The 13,564-nt window shown below is 61.1% G+C and carries 16 protein-coding genes and 1 tRNA gene; 7 read left to right on the top strand and 10 right to left on the bottom strand.

The genetic code is table 11. The annotated features are described in order from the left end of the window. The coding region (locus tag NKI25_RS18905; protein ID WP_352999032.1) for an extracellular solute-binding protein at nt 1-1,645 on the top strand (1,645 nt) is incomplete at its 5' end. 23 nt (nt 1,646-1,668) lie between these two features. After that, on the top strand, nt 1,669-2,346 hold the full coding sequence (locus tag NKI25_RS18900; protein ID WP_023675040.1) for a DsbA family oxidoreductase: 678 nt from the start codon (nt 1,669-1,671) through the stop codon (nt 2,344-2,346). A gap of 6 nt (nt 2,347-2,352) precedes the next feature. Here the strand turns inward: NKI25_RS18900 and NKI25_RS18895 are convergent, their stop codons facing one another. Then, the gene (locus NKI25_RS18895; RefSeq protein ID WP_352999030.1) at nt 2,353-2,787 is read right to left on the bottom strand and encodes a hypothetical protein; all 435 of its coding nucleotides are present in this window, start codon (nt 2,785-2,787) and stop codon (nt 2,353-2,355) included. Nucleotides 2,788-3,416: 629 nt separating this feature from the next. On the opposite strand from NKI25_RS18895, the gene NKI25_RS18890 reads away from it, so the two are divergent. After that, complete coding sequence (locus NKI25_RS18890; RefSeq protein ID WP_352999029.1) at nt 3,417-5,306, top strand: ABC transporter ATP-binding protein/permease; 1,890 nt, start codon at nt 3,417-3,419, stop codon at nt 5,304-5,306. A gap of 272 nt (nt 5,307-5,578) precedes the next feature. Next, complete coding sequence (gene mgtE / locus NKI25_RS18885) at nt 5,579-6,943, top strand: magnesium transporter (RefSeq protein ID WP_352999026.1); 1,365 nt, start codon at nt 5,579-5,581, stop codon at nt 6,941-6,943. A gap of 57 nt (nt 6,944-7,000) precedes the next feature. On the opposite strand, the gene gor is transcribed toward mgtE, so the two are convergent. From gor to rpiA, 3 genes are all read right to left on the bottom strand, one after another. After that, nucleotides 7,001-8,389 carry a glutathione-disulfide reductase gene (gene gor, locus NKI25_RS18880; RefSeq protein ID WP_352999024.1) on the bottom strand — a complete coding sequence of 463 codons (1,389 nt, stop codon included), beginning with the start codon at nt 8,387-8,389 and terminating at the stop codon, nt 7,001-7,003. Nucleotides 8,390-8,506: 117 nt separating this feature from the next. Beyond that, nucleotides 8,507-9,085 carry a DUF2059 domain-containing protein gene (locus tag NKI25_RS18875; protein ID WP_352568635.1) on the bottom strand — a complete coding sequence of 193 codons (579 nt, stop codon included), beginning with the start codon at nt 9,083-9,085 and terminating at the stop codon, nt 8,507-8,509. After that, the gene (gene rpiA / locus NKI25_RS18870) at nt 9,072-9,803 is read right to left on the bottom strand and encodes a ribose-5-phosphate isomerase RpiA (protein ID WP_352456755.1); all 732 of its coding nucleotides are present in this window, start codon (nt 9,801-9,803) and stop codon (nt 9,072-9,074) included. The genes NKI25_RS18875 and rpiA overlap by 14 nt, the downstream gene beginning before the upstream one ends. 144 nt (nt 9,804-9,947) lie before the next feature. Here rpiA and NKI25_RS18865 point away from each other — a divergent pair, with 144 nt between their 5' ends. The 3 genes from NKI25_RS18865 (at nt 9,948) to NKI25_RS18855 (ending at nt 11,483) form a co-directional block, all read left to right on the top strand. Beyond that, complete coding sequence (locus NKI25_RS18865; RefSeq protein ID WP_352471880.1) at nt 9,948-10,631, top strand: phosphoglycolate phosphatase; 684 nt, start codon at nt 9,948-9,950, stop codon at nt 10,629-10,631. Between the two features lie 103 nt (nt 10,632-10,734). After that, nucleotides 10,735-10,809: transfer RNA gene (locus NKI25_RS18860), tRNA-Val, on the top strand. Between the two features lie 125 nt (nt 10,810-10,934). Continuing rightward, nucleotides 10,935-11,483, top strand: a complete 549-nt coding sequence (locus NKI25_RS18855) for a GIY-YIG nuclease family protein (RefSeq protein WP_352999023.1) — start codon at nt 10,935-10,937, stop codon at nt 11,481-11,483. On the opposite strand, the gene NKI25_RS18850 is transcribed toward NKI25_RS18855, so the two are convergent. The 6 genes from NKI25_RS18850 to NKI25_RS18825 all read right to left on the bottom strand — a co-directional run bounded on the left by NKI25_RS18850 (nt 11,395) and on the right by NKI25_RS18825 (nt 13,561). Next, nucleotides 11,395-11,739, bottom strand: a complete 345-nt coding sequence (locus NKI25_RS18850) for a hypothetical protein (protein WP_352999021.1) — start codon at nt 11,737-11,739, stop codon at nt 11,395-11,397. The two genes, NKI25_RS18855 and NKI25_RS18850, sit on opposite strands and share 89 nt — an antisense overlap. A gap of 90 nt (nt 11,740-11,829) precedes the next feature. Beyond that, complete coding sequence (locus tag NKI25_RS18845) at nt 11,830-12,231, bottom strand: DUF1515 family protein (protein ID WP_352999019.1); 402 nt, start codon at nt 12,229-12,231, stop codon at nt 11,830-11,832. Continuing rightward, the gene (lysC, locus tag NKI25_RS18840) at nt 12,232-12,396 is read right to left on the bottom strand and encodes an Rz1-like lysis system protein LysC (RefSeq protein WP_352999017.1); all 165 of its coding nucleotides are present in this window, start codon (nt 12,394-12,396) and stop codon (nt 12,232-12,234) included. Nucleotides 12,397-12,424: 28 nt separating this feature from the next. Continuing rightward, nucleotides 12,425-12,790 (bottom strand): hypothetical protein, encoded by a 366-nt coding sequence (locus NKI25_RS18835; RefSeq protein ID WP_352999016.1) that lies wholly within the window; start codon nt 12,788-12,790, stop codon nt 12,425-12,427. Nucleotides 12,791-12,881: 91 nt separating this feature from the next. Next, on the bottom strand, nt 12,882-13,331 hold the full coding sequence (locus NKI25_RS18830) for a lysozyme (protein WP_352999041.1): 450 nt from the start codon (nt 13,329-13,331) through the stop codon (nt 12,882-12,884). A 5-nt stretch (nt 13,332-13,336) separates the two neighbouring features. Further along, the gene (locus NKI25_RS18825) at nt 13,337-13,561 is read right to left on the bottom strand and encodes a DUF7940 domain-containing protein (RefSeq protein ID WP_352999014.1); all 225 of its coding nucleotides are present in this window, start codon (nt 13,559-13,561) and stop codon (nt 13,337-13,339) included. Nucleotides 13,562-13,564 lie beyond the last annotated feature (3 nt).

The raw sequence follows: 13,564 nt of genomic DNA, 5'->3' as shown, positions 1-13,564 counted from the left end.
CTATTGCGTCGTCGGCAGCTTCGACAATCTCAATCCGTTCATCCTGAGAAGCCTGCGCACCACCGCGCGCGGCATGATGGATCAAGCCTTTGGTAATCTTGTCTTCGAGCCGTTGATGCAGCGCAACTACGACGAGGCCTTCAGTCTCTACGGCCTGCTCGCCGATACCGCCGACATGGATCCCGAGCGCAAGAGCATCGAATTCCACCTCGATCCCAACGCCAAATGGTCGGACGGCGAGCCGGTGACGCCGGAAGACGTGTTGTTTACCTATGACGTCTTCACCGAGAAGGGCCGCCCACCTTACAGCCAGCGAATGAAAGCGATTGCCAAGCTCGAAAAGACCGGCGACCGCAGTGTGCGCTTCACCTTCAACGACAAGGCCGACCGCGAATTTCCTTTGATCATTGCGCTGACGCCGATCATCCCGAAACACGCCTTCAACAAGGACACCTTCGACAGGACGACGCTAAAGCCGGTGATCGGCAGCGGGCCTTACACGGTGGCGCAAGTCGTGCCCGGTCAGCGCATCGTGTTCAAGCGCAATCCGGACTATTGGGGCAAGGACGTGCCGTCCAAGCGCGGCTTCGACAATTACGACCAGATCACCATCGAATATTTCCTCAACGCCAACGCCAAGCAGGAAGCGTTCAAGAAAGGCATCTGCGCCATCGACGACGACAGCGACCCGGTCAAACGCGAGCGCGATCTCGATTTTCCGGCCTTCCACAGGGGCGAGGTCATCGCCGAAACTTTCGATACCGGCATTCCGCCGGTGGTCAACGGTTTCCTGTTCAACACGCGGCTGCCGAAATTTTCCAATCCGGTCGTGCGGCGCGCGCTCGGCATGCTCTACGATTTCGAATGGGCCAACAAGAATCTGTTCGGCGGCAAATACACGCGCACGATGAGCTTTTGGCAGAATTCCGAACTGTCCGCGCTCGGCCACCCGGCCAGCGAAAAGGAAAAGGCCCTGCTGGCCCCCTACCCCGGCCGCGTGCCCGCAGATGTCATGGACGGCACCTACAGGCCGCCCGTTACCGACGGCTCCGGCCAGGACCGCAAGGTGCTGAAGGCGGCATTCGAGCTGCTGAAGGGCGCGGGCTATACGGTGCAGGACGGCGCGATGCTCGATCCCGAGGGAAAGCCGTTCGGTTTCGAGATCCTGACCGCCTCGCAGGACGAAGAGCGACTTGCCGCTATCTATCAGCGCACCCTTGAGAAGCTCGGCATCGATGTCGGCATCCGCAGCCTCGACGGTGATCAGATCCAGTCGCGCAAGCAGCGTTTCGATTTCGAGGTGCTGGTCGGCTCGACCGGTTTCAACAACTCGCTGTCGCCCGGTATCGAGCAAACCGGGCGCTGGGGATCCGCTGCCGCCAAGGCCGAAGGATCGTTCAACCTCGCCGGCGTCGCCGATCCGGCGGTGGATGCGGCGATCGAGGCGATGCTGAGAGCTCGTTCGAAGGAGGACTCCGTCGCCGCCGTCCGCGTTCTCGACCGGCTGCTGATCTCCGGCAACTACATGGTGCCGACGCAGCACAACAACCAGCAATGGCTCGCTTATTGGAACTATCTGGAACATCCGCAAAAGACGCCCATATACGGTTATCAGTTGCCGACCTGGTGGCGCAAACCGAAGTGACCTCTTCACAACAGGAGATCAAGATGAACGACGAGAACTCGATTACCGTCGATGTGGTCTCCGACGTCGTGTGCCCCTGGTGCTTTATCGGCCAGAAACGGCTCGACAAGGCGATTGCCGCCGTCGATATCGACGTTCACATACACTGGCGGCCCTTCCAACTCGACCCGACAATCCCGCCCGAAGGCAAGAACCGCCGCGACTATATGGTGGCGAAATTCGGCAGCGAGCAACGCATCCGCGAAATCCATGCCCGGATCGAGCCGCTGGGCGAGGCTGAAGGGATTTCCTTCGCCTTCGACGCTATCAAGGTCGCGCCCAATACGCTGGATGCGCACCGTCTCATTCGCTGGGCCGGGACGGCCGGCGAGGCCATTCAGAACCGGGTGGTGCGTCGGCTGTTCCAGCTGAATTTCGAGGAAGGCGCCAATCTCGGCGATCATGCCGTGCTGATCGAAGCCGCGCGCGAAGCCGGCATGGATGCCTCCGTGGTCGAAACGCTTCTGCCGACCGACGCCGATGTCGAGGCGGTGCGCACCGAAATCGCCACCGCTTCGCGCATGGGCATATCGGGTGTGCCGTGCTTTCTGCTTGAAGGCAAATATGCGGTGATGGGCGCCCAGGACGCCGATACGCTCGCCGATGCACTCCGCCAGGTCGCCGCGGCCAAGGCACGCGGCGAACTGGAAACAGCGAACTGAGTCGGGCTACTTCACCGTCACCTTGGCCTTGCTGATGAAAAAGCCATGGCCATGCTTGCCGGTGCAGGTCAATCCCTTGGTGGATGACTGGCAGGAAAACGGGCCCTTACTCCAGCTGGCGCCGTACGCCAGCCTGGTGACGCCGCCGCAGCAGCCTTGCTCGCCCGGATTCTTGATCAGCGTCGCCGGACCTTTCGGGCCGAGGATGACGGTGACGTAGCTCGGCTCGACGCGCGAACAGCTCAGTTCCGGTCCGCCATCCTGTGGCTCATAGGTGCTGGTGCCGCCCTTCGGCGTGTAGATGCAGCCAATATTGCCGGACGGCGTGTTGAACTCGATCTGTCCCTCGGCGTTTGCGGGAAAGGTCTGGCTGCCGGCATATGTTTGCGGCAGCCAGGCAAACATCGCGAGCATCGCGACAAAAAATGTCCGTGCAAGCATGGCGAACTCCCCCTGGTTCAAACCTGGATGCGTCCGGCCAGGTTCAATCCGAAGCGCGTGTTTGTCAAACGCGGTTTGTGCGCGCTCTTAAAAGGGCACGGGCCAATTGATATTGATCTTCATCCTGGACTGTGTCGGCAAAGTCATTGCTTGGCCGACTACGGGGTCCTGACAAGGCGGCTTCAACCACGAATCATACGGTCACGTTCTGGCCGCCGACGAGGCCGGACTGGCCGTGAAGGCGATTCAGGCTGTGAAAGATCGACCGCTGGACGGCGCTTCTATGTTCACAAAGCTGTGTGAAGACCTTCCCTTAGGGAAGGTCACTGCTTGCTCCGGCTCAGGCAAGTAACTACTTGAAATTGCGTTGGTATTCCGCCCCTCGAAGCATGACGGCATAGCGCCGTGATCATTCATTCTGTTGCTCCACTGCAACGGCCGGCGAGCTAAGCCACCTGCGGCTGGTGAAAAGCTAATGGAAAATGATCAATTGGTGTTACTGTCCGTAACAAAAGAAAAATCGTTTGGGCGGGATAGTGATTCGGGTCGACAGACCAACGCGACATTCAATATCGGAAAAATGGCTCCGCGGTGCCGCACGGCAGTCGCCCCTGACGCCCGTATCGTCGATGCGCAGCTTCTGGGGACTGATGCGGGCCTACTGGTTCTCGGACAAGTGGGTGGAAGCCTGGACGCTCACCTTGGTAATAGGCTTGCTGACAGGGCTCTCCAGCAAAGCCGACGTCTGGTTTACCGTGGCGGCGGCTGAACTATATACCTCAATCGCTTTTTTTCACGACGCCGCGAATACCACGCCGCTCAAAACGTTGCTGACCAATGCCGGCCTGCTCGTGCTGCTGGTCGTGCTCAAGGACATGGGCATTACCAGTACATGCAAGTTTGTATCGGCGACATTGCATCGCAAATGGCGCGGCTGGCTAGATAGCCGTTTCAATGCGGCGCTACTCGACCCCAACCATTCACACTACCACGCCCAGCATGGCTCGTCCGGCACGGCAGCGCCCGACAACATCGACCAGCGCGTGCAGGAATCGATCAAGGACATGACAGGCGGCGCTATTGGGCTTGCCATGGGGGTATTCAGTGTCTTTACCTCGCTCTACTTTGTCGGTGGAGCTTTGTTGGCAAATTCTGTGGAGGTAAAAGGACTCGAGTTCCTCGGCAGCTACGGGAGTGTCGTGCTTGCTCTGCTGGCGGTCGCTCTCTACGTGCCGTTCAACACCTGGATCGCAGTCAAAATCGGAGGAATGCTGGAGTGGCTCAACATCAGGATGCAGAAGGCTGAAGGCAGCTATCGGGGCGAACTGATCACGTTATTGCGCCGCAGCTTTCATGTGGCGGCCTCGCAAGGCGAAGTCGTGCAGAAGACGATACATAGCCGGCTCTATCTCGACATCGATAGGACTTGGTCGAAGTTCAACATCGTCAACACCATCTATTCGGGATTCGAATCGGTCTATAACTTTGTCGGTGCCAAAATTGTCGCCTTCGGGCCTGGCCTTGTGCCGTTCATCCATAACGGCCTCGACCTCAAGGGTTACATAACAGGTTCCGAACAGGTCAACGCGCTGATCAGCAAATGTTCGTGGTTCATCCATGTCATGCCAAGTCTTGCCACGTTGCGCGCCAACAGCTTGCGCGTCATTGAATTGGCGCAGGCGATCGAAAACGTCCAGCACCCGCAGGAATTTTATCAGCAGACCGGCCGCTCCGATTTTCGCTACGACCGCCAAAACCCGGTTTTCGGCCTGACCATCCAGAAGCTCGAACTGGCGCATCAGGGCGAGGACGCAACGCCCTTCCTGAGTGCTGCAAATTTGCGCTTCCGGCGTGGCGAGTGGACTTTCCTCAAGGGCGAATCCGGCTGCGGCAAGACCTCGCTGATCAAGGCGATCAACGGGCTGTGGCCTTATGGCCGCGGTACCATCGTCTTCCCGGAAGGGGTCAGGAGTTTCTACGCCGCCCAGGAGGTGAAGCTGCAGCAGGTCTCGTTGAAGCAACTGGTCTGCCTGCCCGGTTCCGAGCATGATTACGCCGACCTGCAGGTCGCATCCGCCCTGCACAAGGCCGGCCTCGGCGATTTCATCGAGCATCTGGCCGATGAGAGTCGTGAAGGAAAGATCTGGGATCAGGTTCTCTCGGGTGGGCAGAAACAGAAGCTGGTTGTCGCCCGTATCGTGCTGCAGCAGCCGGGATTGCTGTTCCTCGATGAAGCCACCGGCGCGCTCGACCCCGATGGACGGATCGCCTTCCACCAGGCGATCAAGGACAATTGCTCTGATGCAACGGTGATCTCGATCATGCATGAGGCGACGCCGCCGAGATCGCTCGCGGGCACCGAATTCTACCACAGCGTGGTTGCGATCGCCGACGGCGTCGCTACCAAGAAGCCGCTGGTTCCGAGCTTGCCGGTCGAGCTCACCACCATCCTCACGCAGCCGACACGGCCAGCCGAGGACAAGTGGCTGCGCTTTCCCCGCCGGCTGAAGCAGAGATAGCCGCGGGCACCACTGCCGGCATCCAGCCAGCCTGCCACGTCACCCGATCACAGTCTCGCGATCCAGTCGGTTTGCCGCCGCTTTAACCCGCTCTCGCGATTGACTCGGCAAGGCGCGCTCCTATGTTGCGCCGGCTCGCAGAATCTCAACTCGAACCCGCGAGCAGAAAGGTCACCGCGCCATGCCTGGCGACAGTCACAGTCGAACGCAACCGCCGTCCGCTTGACGTGACCTGACAGGCTCACGTCCTGCCGGACGGCAAGGAGTGAGCCATGAACGAGTTTTCCCCTGTCGCGGGCGGCGATGCCATCGCCATCGCTCGCGTACTTGCCAACGAACACGTCGCCGACATCGTCGAGGCCTTGAACCAGGAGCCTCGCGAGACGGCATCGGAGCTGCTTTGCGAAGTGCCGTTCGAGCGGTTGGTCGAGATCTTCGACCAGCCTGAACTCGACGGCGCATCCGAACTGGTCGAGGCGCTGCCCCGCATCAAGGCAGGCAGACTGGTTGCCGCCATGTCGGTCGACCGCGCCGCCGACATACTGCGCGATCTGAACGAGCCGGCTCGTTCCGAACTGCTCGGCGGCCTGGCGCCACCGCTGCGCGCGACGCTGCTTGCCATTCTCGGCTATCCCGAGGGCAGCGCCGCCTCGCTCATGACGACCGAATATGTCAGCGTGCCGCCGGACTGGAGCGTGGCCCGCACGCTGGATTATATCCGCAAGGTGGAGCGGACGCGCGAAACCGTCTACGCGATCTACATCGTCGATCCGCAAACGCATGTCCTGTTGCGCTCGACCAGCCTGCGCCGACTGATCGCTGGCGAGCCGGACGAGCTGATCATGGCAATAGCGCCGGATCGTGCGCCTATCACCGTTTCACCGCTGACCGATAGTGAAAAGGTTGCTCAGCTGATCTCGAAATATGATCTGCTCGCCGTCCCGGTCGTGGACAACGGCAAACTGCTCGGCATCGTTACCATCGACGATATTATCGACACGATGATCGAGGAAACGACGGAGGATGTGCATCGTTTCGGCGGCATGGAGGCTCTCGACGAGCCCTATATGAAGATGGGCTTTCTGGCGATGATCCAGAAACGCGCCGGCTGGCTGTGCGCGCTGTTTATCAGCGAGATGCTGACCGCCAACGCGATGCAAAGTTACGAGGGCGAGCTGGAAAAGGCGATCGTGCTGACGCTATTTATTCCATTGATCATGAGCTCCGGCGGCAATTCCGGCTCGCAGGCGACCTCGCTCGTCATCCGGGCGCTGGCGTTGCGCGAGATCGGCCTTGGCGACTGGTGGCGGGTGGCATTGCGCGAGCTGCCCACCGGCTTGGTGCTTGGCTCGATTCTTGGCGTGGTCGGCGTCTGCCGCATCGCGCTCTGGCAGTATCTCGGCTTCTACGACTACGGCCCGCACTGGCCGCTGATCGCAATGACGATCGGCGCCACGCTGGTTGGCATCGTCACCTTCGGCTCGCTGTCTGGATCGATGCTGCCGTTCGCCCTGAAGCGCATGGGCTTCGACCCGGCTAGCGCATCGGCCCCGTTCGTCGCCACGCTGGTCGACGTCACCGGGCTGGTGATCTATTTTTCTGTGGCGCTGGCGATCCTGCGCGGAACGTTGCTGTAAGAAAACTCACGCACTTCCATCGCGGCAATTTCGTTGCCGCGATGGGTTGTCGTCGCGTCAGACGCGCTCACCATCTCTCACCCGGTAAGTCGGCTTGTACATGGTGACGAGTTCTTCCGCGGCAGTCGGATGCACCGCCATGGTGCGATCGAAATCATCCTTGGTCAGGCCGGCCTTCAGCGGTATGCCGAGAAGCTGCGCCATTTCGCCGGCATCCGGCCCGAGGATGTGGGCGCCGAGGACCTTTTTCGAGGCGCCGTCGACGACCAGCTTTATCAGCATCTTTTCGTCGCGGCCGGAAAGTGTGTGCCGCATCGGCCGGAAGGTGGCGCGGTAGATTTCAACATCCGAAAAGCGCTTTGCCGCCTCATCCTCCGACAGGCCGACCGTACCGATCTCGGGCTGCGAAAAGACTGCGGTAGCGATCGTGTCATGGTCGGGCGCCGTCGGCTTGTCCTTGAAGGCGGTCTCGACGAAGCACATCGCCTCGTGGATTGCCACCGGCGTCAATTGCACGCGATGGGTGACGTCACCGATTGCCCAGATGTTGTCGATGTTCGTGCGGGAGTATTCGTCGACGTGGATTGCCCCGGTTTTGGTCATCTCGATGCCAACGCCTTCCAGGCCCATGTTCTCGGTATTGGGAATGCGGCCGATGGCGAGCATGACCTGGTCGACCGTCAGCACCGTGCCGCCGGTGACAAGCGCGTCGAGCCGGCCGTCAGGCCGCTTCCTGACCCACTCGGACACGGCGTGGCAGAGGATTTTTATCCCTTTCTTTTCCATCGTGTCGTGCAGCATGCGTCTGAGGTCCATGTCGAAACGGCTGAGGATCTCCTTGCCGCGGTAGACCAGCGTCGCGTCGACGCCGAGGCCGTGAAAGATGTTGGCGAATTCGACGGCGATATAGCCGCCGCCCTCGATCATGATTGCCTTCGGCAGTTCCTTGAGGTCGAAGGCCTCGTTGGAAAAGATGCAGTGCTCATGGCCGGGCAATGCCGGATGCGGCGCCGGTCGCCCGCCGGTAGCGATCAGGATCTGGTCGGCGGTAACGGTGCGATCCTCACCAAGAAGATGCACCACATGCCGATCGACCAGGGTGGCGCGCGAATGAAAGACCTCGCCGCCGGCGCCCTGCACATTGTTCTGGTAGATGGCCTCCAGCCGGCTGATTTCGCGGTCCTTGTTGGCGACCAGCGTCTGCCAGTCGAAACGCGCCTCAGGCACCGTCCAGCCATAACCGGCGGCATCGGCGAAATGCTCGGGGAATTGCGAGGCGTAGACATAGAGCTTCTTCGGCACGCAGCCACGGATCACGCATGTGCCGCCATAGCGATATTCCTCGGCAATGCCGACACGCTTGCCGAGTGCGGCCGCGACGCGCGCCGCCCTCACCCCGCCGGAGCCGCCGCCGATGACGAAAAGATCGTAGTCGTAACCGGCCATGGCTGAACTCCTTGCCCCTCAAACCCCGAGACAGGTAGGCTGCCGACTATCAAAAGAAAAGCCCGGATTTGCCGGGCTTTTGGTCCAGTGGCGGTCAGGCGGCTCGGAAGTCCGCAATCAATTCGGTGTAGCGTCCGCGGGAGCTGCGCCATCGGCCGGAGCGGTACCGTCGGCAGGTGCAGCCGGCGCCTTGGCATTCGCCGCTGCACCCAGGGTCTCGCCGACCTGCTGGGCGAGATCGCGAGCCAGGCCGTTCTGCCAGATCTCGGCAGCCTTCACCAGTTCGCGCGTCACGATCGGGCCGTTGTCGAGCAGCTTCTTGCCGGAATCGGAATTGTAGAAGGCGGCGATTTCATTGAGTTCCTTTTCCGAGAACACCTTTGCATAGGCGAGCGCCGCTTCCTTTTCCAGGTCGGCGCGGCGCGATGCCAAGGCCATCGCCTTCTCGTTGATCGTCTTGGCGATCAGTTCCTGCATGTCCGGGTTCTTCTGGATCAGCTGCTGCTCCAGTGCCGCGGCCGCTTGCGGCAGGATGCTGTCGAACGTATCCGTCGCATGGATCGCCGCAACGGCGGCGCGCGCCGCCTTCAAATGCGCATCGGTGACGTCCTGCGAAGACGCAGGCGACGAAAACGCGAAAACGGCCGAGGCCGCCAGAATGGCAAAAAAGCGGCCAACCCGGTTATGCAACATCATGATCGGTAAAACTCCCTGATTTTCGGGCGGCATGGACGGTTTGGATGCCGTCGCCGCCGGCTATGATGGCCGTTGATGCCAGCCCGATGAAAAGACCATGCTCGACCACGCCCGGAATGGCGTGGAGAGCATTCGAAAGCGCTCTTGTATCCGGAATGCGGCCAAAAGATGCATCGAGGATAAAATGGCCGCCGTCTGTAACAAATGGCTGGCTCCCCGTCATCCTCAATGTAACAGGGCCGGAAAGGCCAAGGTTTGCGGCCGCCGCGCCGACCGCAATTTCGGTGGCGCGCAGGCCAAACCGGTTGACTTCGATGGGCAGCGGAAAACGGCCGATCATCTCGACCATCTTGGAGCTGTCGGCGATGACGATCATGCGGGCGGAGGCCGCCGCGACGATCTTTTCGCGCAGCAGCGCGCCGCCGCCGCCCTTGACCAATGTCAGCGCCGGATCGATCTCGTCGGCGCCGTCGATGGTGAGATCGAGCTCGGGGGTTTCCTCGAGGGTGGACAGCGGCACACCAAGCTCGGTGCAAAGGACGGCGGTGCGCTCCGAGGTCGGAACGCCGATGACAGTCAGGCCGGTGGCGACCTTGTCGGCGAGCAGCCGCACGAACTCATCCGCCGTCGTGCCGGTGCCGATGCCGAGCCGCATGCCATCCGTGACATGGGCAAGCGCTGCCCGCGCGGCCTCAACCTTCAATTGCCTCGCATCCATGCCGGGTCCCGCGATTTGTTTCGGCGCTCGTAGCATTTTTGCCGGGCTGGTCAAAGGACCTTGCCCGCGGTGGATAAGCCGGCTTGCCTGAACGGGCCGCAGCGGTTATCGCCTGCCGGCAATCAAATCGTCACAGGACAGGCCATGACCCGACCGATCATCGTGTTCGACCTCGACGGGACTCTGATCGACACGGCGCCGGACCTGCTCGACAGTCTCAACCACAGCCTTGCCGCCAGCCAGCTCGCTGCCGTCGACGAAGCCGGCTTCAAGCGCTTCGTCGGCCATGGCGGCCGGGTGATGATCGAGCGCGCTCACGCAGCGCAACACAGGTCGCTGGCAGTCGAGGAGCACGACCGCCTGCTCAAGCTGTTTCTGGACCATTACACCGTTAACATCCCCGGCAAATCGCGCCCCTACCCCGGCGTCCCCGAGGCGATCGCACGGTTCGAGGCAGCCGGTTACCTGCTGGCCATCTGCACCAATAAATACGAGGCCAATTCGGTGGCGCTGATCGAGGCGCTCGGTATGACCAGGCATTTCGCGGCGATCTGCGGTCAGGATAGTTTTCCGTTCCGCAAGCCCGACCCGCGCCATCTCACGCAGACCATCGCGCGCGCCGGTGGCGACCCGCACCGTGCACTGATGGTCGGTGATTCGCAGACCGACATCGACACGGCAAAGGCCGCCGGCATTCCGGTGGTGGCAGTCGATTTCGGCTACACCGACCGTCATGTGCGAGAGTTCGAACCGTCGGCGGTCATCTCGCATTTCGATTCGCTGACGCTCGATCTGGTACAAGGGCTGATGGCCGCGGCAGAAGGCTGAAAGCTGCCCATCGGGCGGACCGCCAAATGCCGACCGACAAGTGGTTGACTTAGCAGGCCGGCCTCCCTTATATCGCGGCGCGCTTGGCCTTCGGGCAACGAGCGGGCGATTAGCTCAGCGGGAGAGCACACCCTTCACACGGGTGGGGTCGCAGGTTCAATCCCTGCATCGCCCACCAGTTTCCAAGGCTTTCCGCCAGCCTTTCCGGAACCTTCCATGCACAGTCACGCAGGCTTGCGCGCCACACTGTGACGCAAAATTGGCACAGCCTGTTCTATTTTGGTTCTGAATGAGGATTGCCGAATGATCTACTTCTTAGAGGCCGGGCCATACGTGAAGATCGGATACACGAATGGCATCCGCACGCGCCTCAACGACCTACAAGTAGGCTGTCCGTATAAGCAGCGGCTTCTTGCAACCCTTGATGGCGATGAGCGCCTAGAACTCCAAATCCACGATTTGGCCGAAGACTTCCACCACAGGGCAGAATGGTTCCATCACCGTGGAAATCTCAAGCGTTGGATCGGCGGTGCCAATATCACCAGAACTGTCACTTATGCGGACGGAGCTGTTGAATACTGCTTCAAGGACCAACTTGGCCACTATGACGAATTCGACGCCTATCTGGTGTCGATAGGCCGCGAGCCCGGCCGCAGGATCATCGGCCCTGGTCTAAAACCGAACGGGGCGGGTGAACGCAAAAAGCCCGCCGCACCTTTCGGCGCGACGGGCCATGTTAATTTTTGCGACTGGATTGGAGGGTCTATGCGGCTACCGCGGCAACCACCTTTGGCTCATCGCGCGGCGGCCAAAAGCACTCGCGCATCTTGTCGCCGATCGAGGTCGACGTGACCCAGTAAAGATCGTTGCCGTCGAGCATCAACTGGCCGTTGAACGCCGCCGTATCCGAATCGCCCCAGACGCGTGTGATGATCAACGGATAAACGTCGCCTTCCTTGACGTCGTTGCCAACGTGGACCTGGGCGCCGGAGCGGAGGGCGTGATGCCAGGGCAGTTTTTCCCTCGCATCCTTCCGCCTCTGGTTGATCGCGATGGCGTCCTGTCCAGAGACACGATAGTGGACGATCCTTCCGATTGTAGGCTTCATTGGATTTTCCTTTCCATTGAAACGACGGCACAGCGCCGCCTATCCGCGATGCGGATTCCGTGCCGGTCGAGCCGGCGAATGCGATGAAAATCAGCCGCCGCGCAGGACGCGCCAGATATCAGTCCAATAGGCGGTGATCAGCGACGCCACCGCAGCGGCAGCCATGCCGGTGACGCCAAGCGCACCGAGTCCCATGAGCTTCCACCTGGTTACTTCCGCGGTGACAGCTTTGACCTCGGTCATGTCATCGGAAAGCGCCGCGACGGCACTCTCCGTCTTGGTGAACCTGCCGGCCAACTCATCGGTCTTGGCGTACATCTTCGACCGACTGGCGGCGGCGCGCTGTTCGGATTGCTCATAGGACAGCGCCGCTCTTGCGTCCGAATCCTTGATGTCGCGGCGGATTTCAGTAACTTCGCGCTGAATATCCTGCACGGCCTGCATGAGGGCGCCGACCATCATTTCGAGGCTCTTGGGACCGGATAACGGCATCTACTGTCCATCCCATTTGCGAATGCCATCGACCTGGGCCGAGCACGTCGCCAGCGCCCCTTCGGTGTAGATGAGCCGGTTGACGATATCGCCCGTCGTCACGAGCGGCTTGCGCTGCTTCTTCGGACACGGCTTCACGAGCGCCGCAGGAACACGTTCCTTCACGACGGACTTTTGCACCAGGACCGACGGCTTACTTGTTAAGCTGCAGGCCGAGATTGGGAGGAACAGCGCCAGCAAGATAGGCGCGCACATCTTCGTTCGCATCTTTTAACCCCTGCACTGCAGCCGTGTTGTCGGCGACGTTTTCGTTGATGGTGGCGATCTGCCCGGCGATCTCGGCGAGCAGTTTGTCCTTGGCGTCGGCGAGCGCCTTCATGCGCCCGATCGTCTCGTCGTTGGCGGCATTGACGCCTACCGCAACCGCAAGATCGGCCTTGGCCTGACGCTCGGCGGCCTGCGCCGCGATTGCGTTGCCGCGATAGACCGCAGCTGCTCCGAACAGCCCAACGATGATCAGCGCGATGGTACCGGCGATGGCGAGCTTGAGGTAACTCATAGCGCCAGCCACCACCAAACCAGGCCAGCAAGAGCCGCTAAGCCGAGAACAAGGCCAACAGCGACGGCCGACGCCGTAGCGAGCCAGCGCATCACAGCCCCCTCAGACAGAGCGCGTTTTCTGCCAGGCGCCGCTTGGTCAGGCCCGGCAACCGGATGCCGGCGGCCTTGTCCCATTTCAGCAATTCCATGCAACCACCGCGGACATCGCCGGCATTGACCTTGCGCGCCAACGTCGACGAGCAGAAGGCGCCGACGCCGACATTGTAGGTGAAGGACAGGAACGCGGCATAAGGCTGGTCCGGCAGCGCAGCCGGGTTTTTCAGGCAGCGCGTCATGCCGGTCTCGAACTCGACCAGTCGCACGGCGAGCATATCCTTGCATTCGGCCGGCGTGGCGTGGTCGCCCATTTTGACGCCGCGCGTCTCGCCGAAACAGATCGTCGGGATGCCGACCGGATCACGATAGGCGTAGGTGCGCAGGCCCTCGAAGCCCGAGACCATGGCGATTACCGATGCGGCGAGCGCGCCGCCTTTTTTCATACGGGTCACTGTTTCTCTCCTGATATTTTTTCCTGGACGACAAATCTTGCGATGAAGGCGCCGCAAACGCAGACGCCTGACAGCGCGGCGAAGATGAGTGGTGGGATCGGTAGCAGCCCATTGAGCAGCGGCAGTGCTACCTCGAGGCCGGAAAGGATGGCGGCGACGAACAGAAGCCGCACGCTCCATGCGTGCTTGAGCACCGCGCGCCAATTGTCGACGAGCCGCATCTT

The organism is Mesorhizobium sp. M0808, from assembly GCF_040320025.1.
Taxonomy (GTDB): Bacteria; Pseudomonadota; Alphaproteobacteria; order Rhizobiales; family Rhizobiaceae; genus Mesorhizobium.
The sequence above is the reverse complement of the archived record's forward strand: the minus strand, read 5'-3'. Positions and strand labels throughout refer to the sequence as shown.

What these genes read in the sequence shown, in the direction of transcription:
- NKI25_RS18865 (WP_352471880.1), top strand. Translation starts at nt 9,948, where the DNA reads ATGACCCGACCGATCATCGTGTTCGACCTCGACGGGACTCTGATCGAC.
- rpiA (WP_352456755.1), bottom strand. Translation starts at nt 9,803, where the DNA reads ATGGATGCGAGGCAATTGAAGGTTGAGGCCGCGCGGGCAGCGCTTGCC.
- NKI25_RS18895 (WP_352999030.1), bottom strand. Translation starts at nt 2,787, where the DNA reads ATGCTTGCACGGACATTTTTTGTCGCGATGCTCGCGATGTTTGCCTGG.
- NKI25_RS18855 (WP_352999023.1), top strand. Translation starts at nt 10,935, where the DNA reads ATGATCTACTTCTTAGAGGCCGGGCCATACGTGAAGATCGGATACACG.
- NKI25_RS18875 (WP_352568635.1), bottom strand. Translation starts at nt 9,085, where the DNA reads ATGATGTTGCATAACCGGGTTGGCCGCTTTTTTGCCATTCTGGCGGCC.
- NKI25_RS18850 (WP_352999021.1), bottom strand. Translation starts at nt 11,739, where the DNA reads ATGAAGCCTACAATCGGAAGGATCGTCCACTATCGTGTCTCTGGACAG.
- gor (WP_352999024.1), bottom strand. Translation starts at nt 8,389, where the DNA reads ATGGCCGGTTACGACTACGATCTTTTCGTCATCGGCGGCGGCTCCGGC.
- NKI25_RS18900 (WP_023675040.1), top strand. Translation starts at nt 1,669, where the DNA reads ATGAACGACGAGAACTCGATTACCGTCGATGTGGTCTCCGACGTCGTG.
- NKI25_RS18890 (WP_352999029.1), top strand. Translation starts at nt 3,417, where the DNA reads ATGCGCAGCTTCTGGGGACTGATGCGGGCCTACTGGTTCTCGGACAAG.
- mgtE (WP_352999026.1), top strand. Translation starts at nt 5,579, where the DNA reads ATGAACGAGTTTTCCCCTGTCGCGGGCGGCGATGCCATCGCCATCGCT.
- NKI25_RS18835 (WP_352999016.1), bottom strand. Translation starts at nt 12,790, where the DNA reads ATGAGTTACCTCAAGCTCGCCATCGCCGGTACCATCGCGCTGATCATC.
- NKI25_RS18825 (WP_352999014.1), bottom strand. Translation starts at nt 13,561, where the DNA reads ATGCGGCTCGTCGACAATTGGCGCGCGGTGCTCAAGCACGCATGGAGC.
- NKI25_RS18845 (WP_352999019.1), bottom strand. Translation starts at nt 12,231, where the DNA reads ATGCCGTTATCCGGTCCCAAGAGCCTCGAAATGATGGTCGGCGCCCTC.
- NKI25_RS18830 (WP_352999041.1), bottom strand. Translation starts at nt 13,331, where the DNA reads ATGAAAAAAGGCGGCGCGCTCGCCGCATCGGTAATCGCCATGGTCTCG.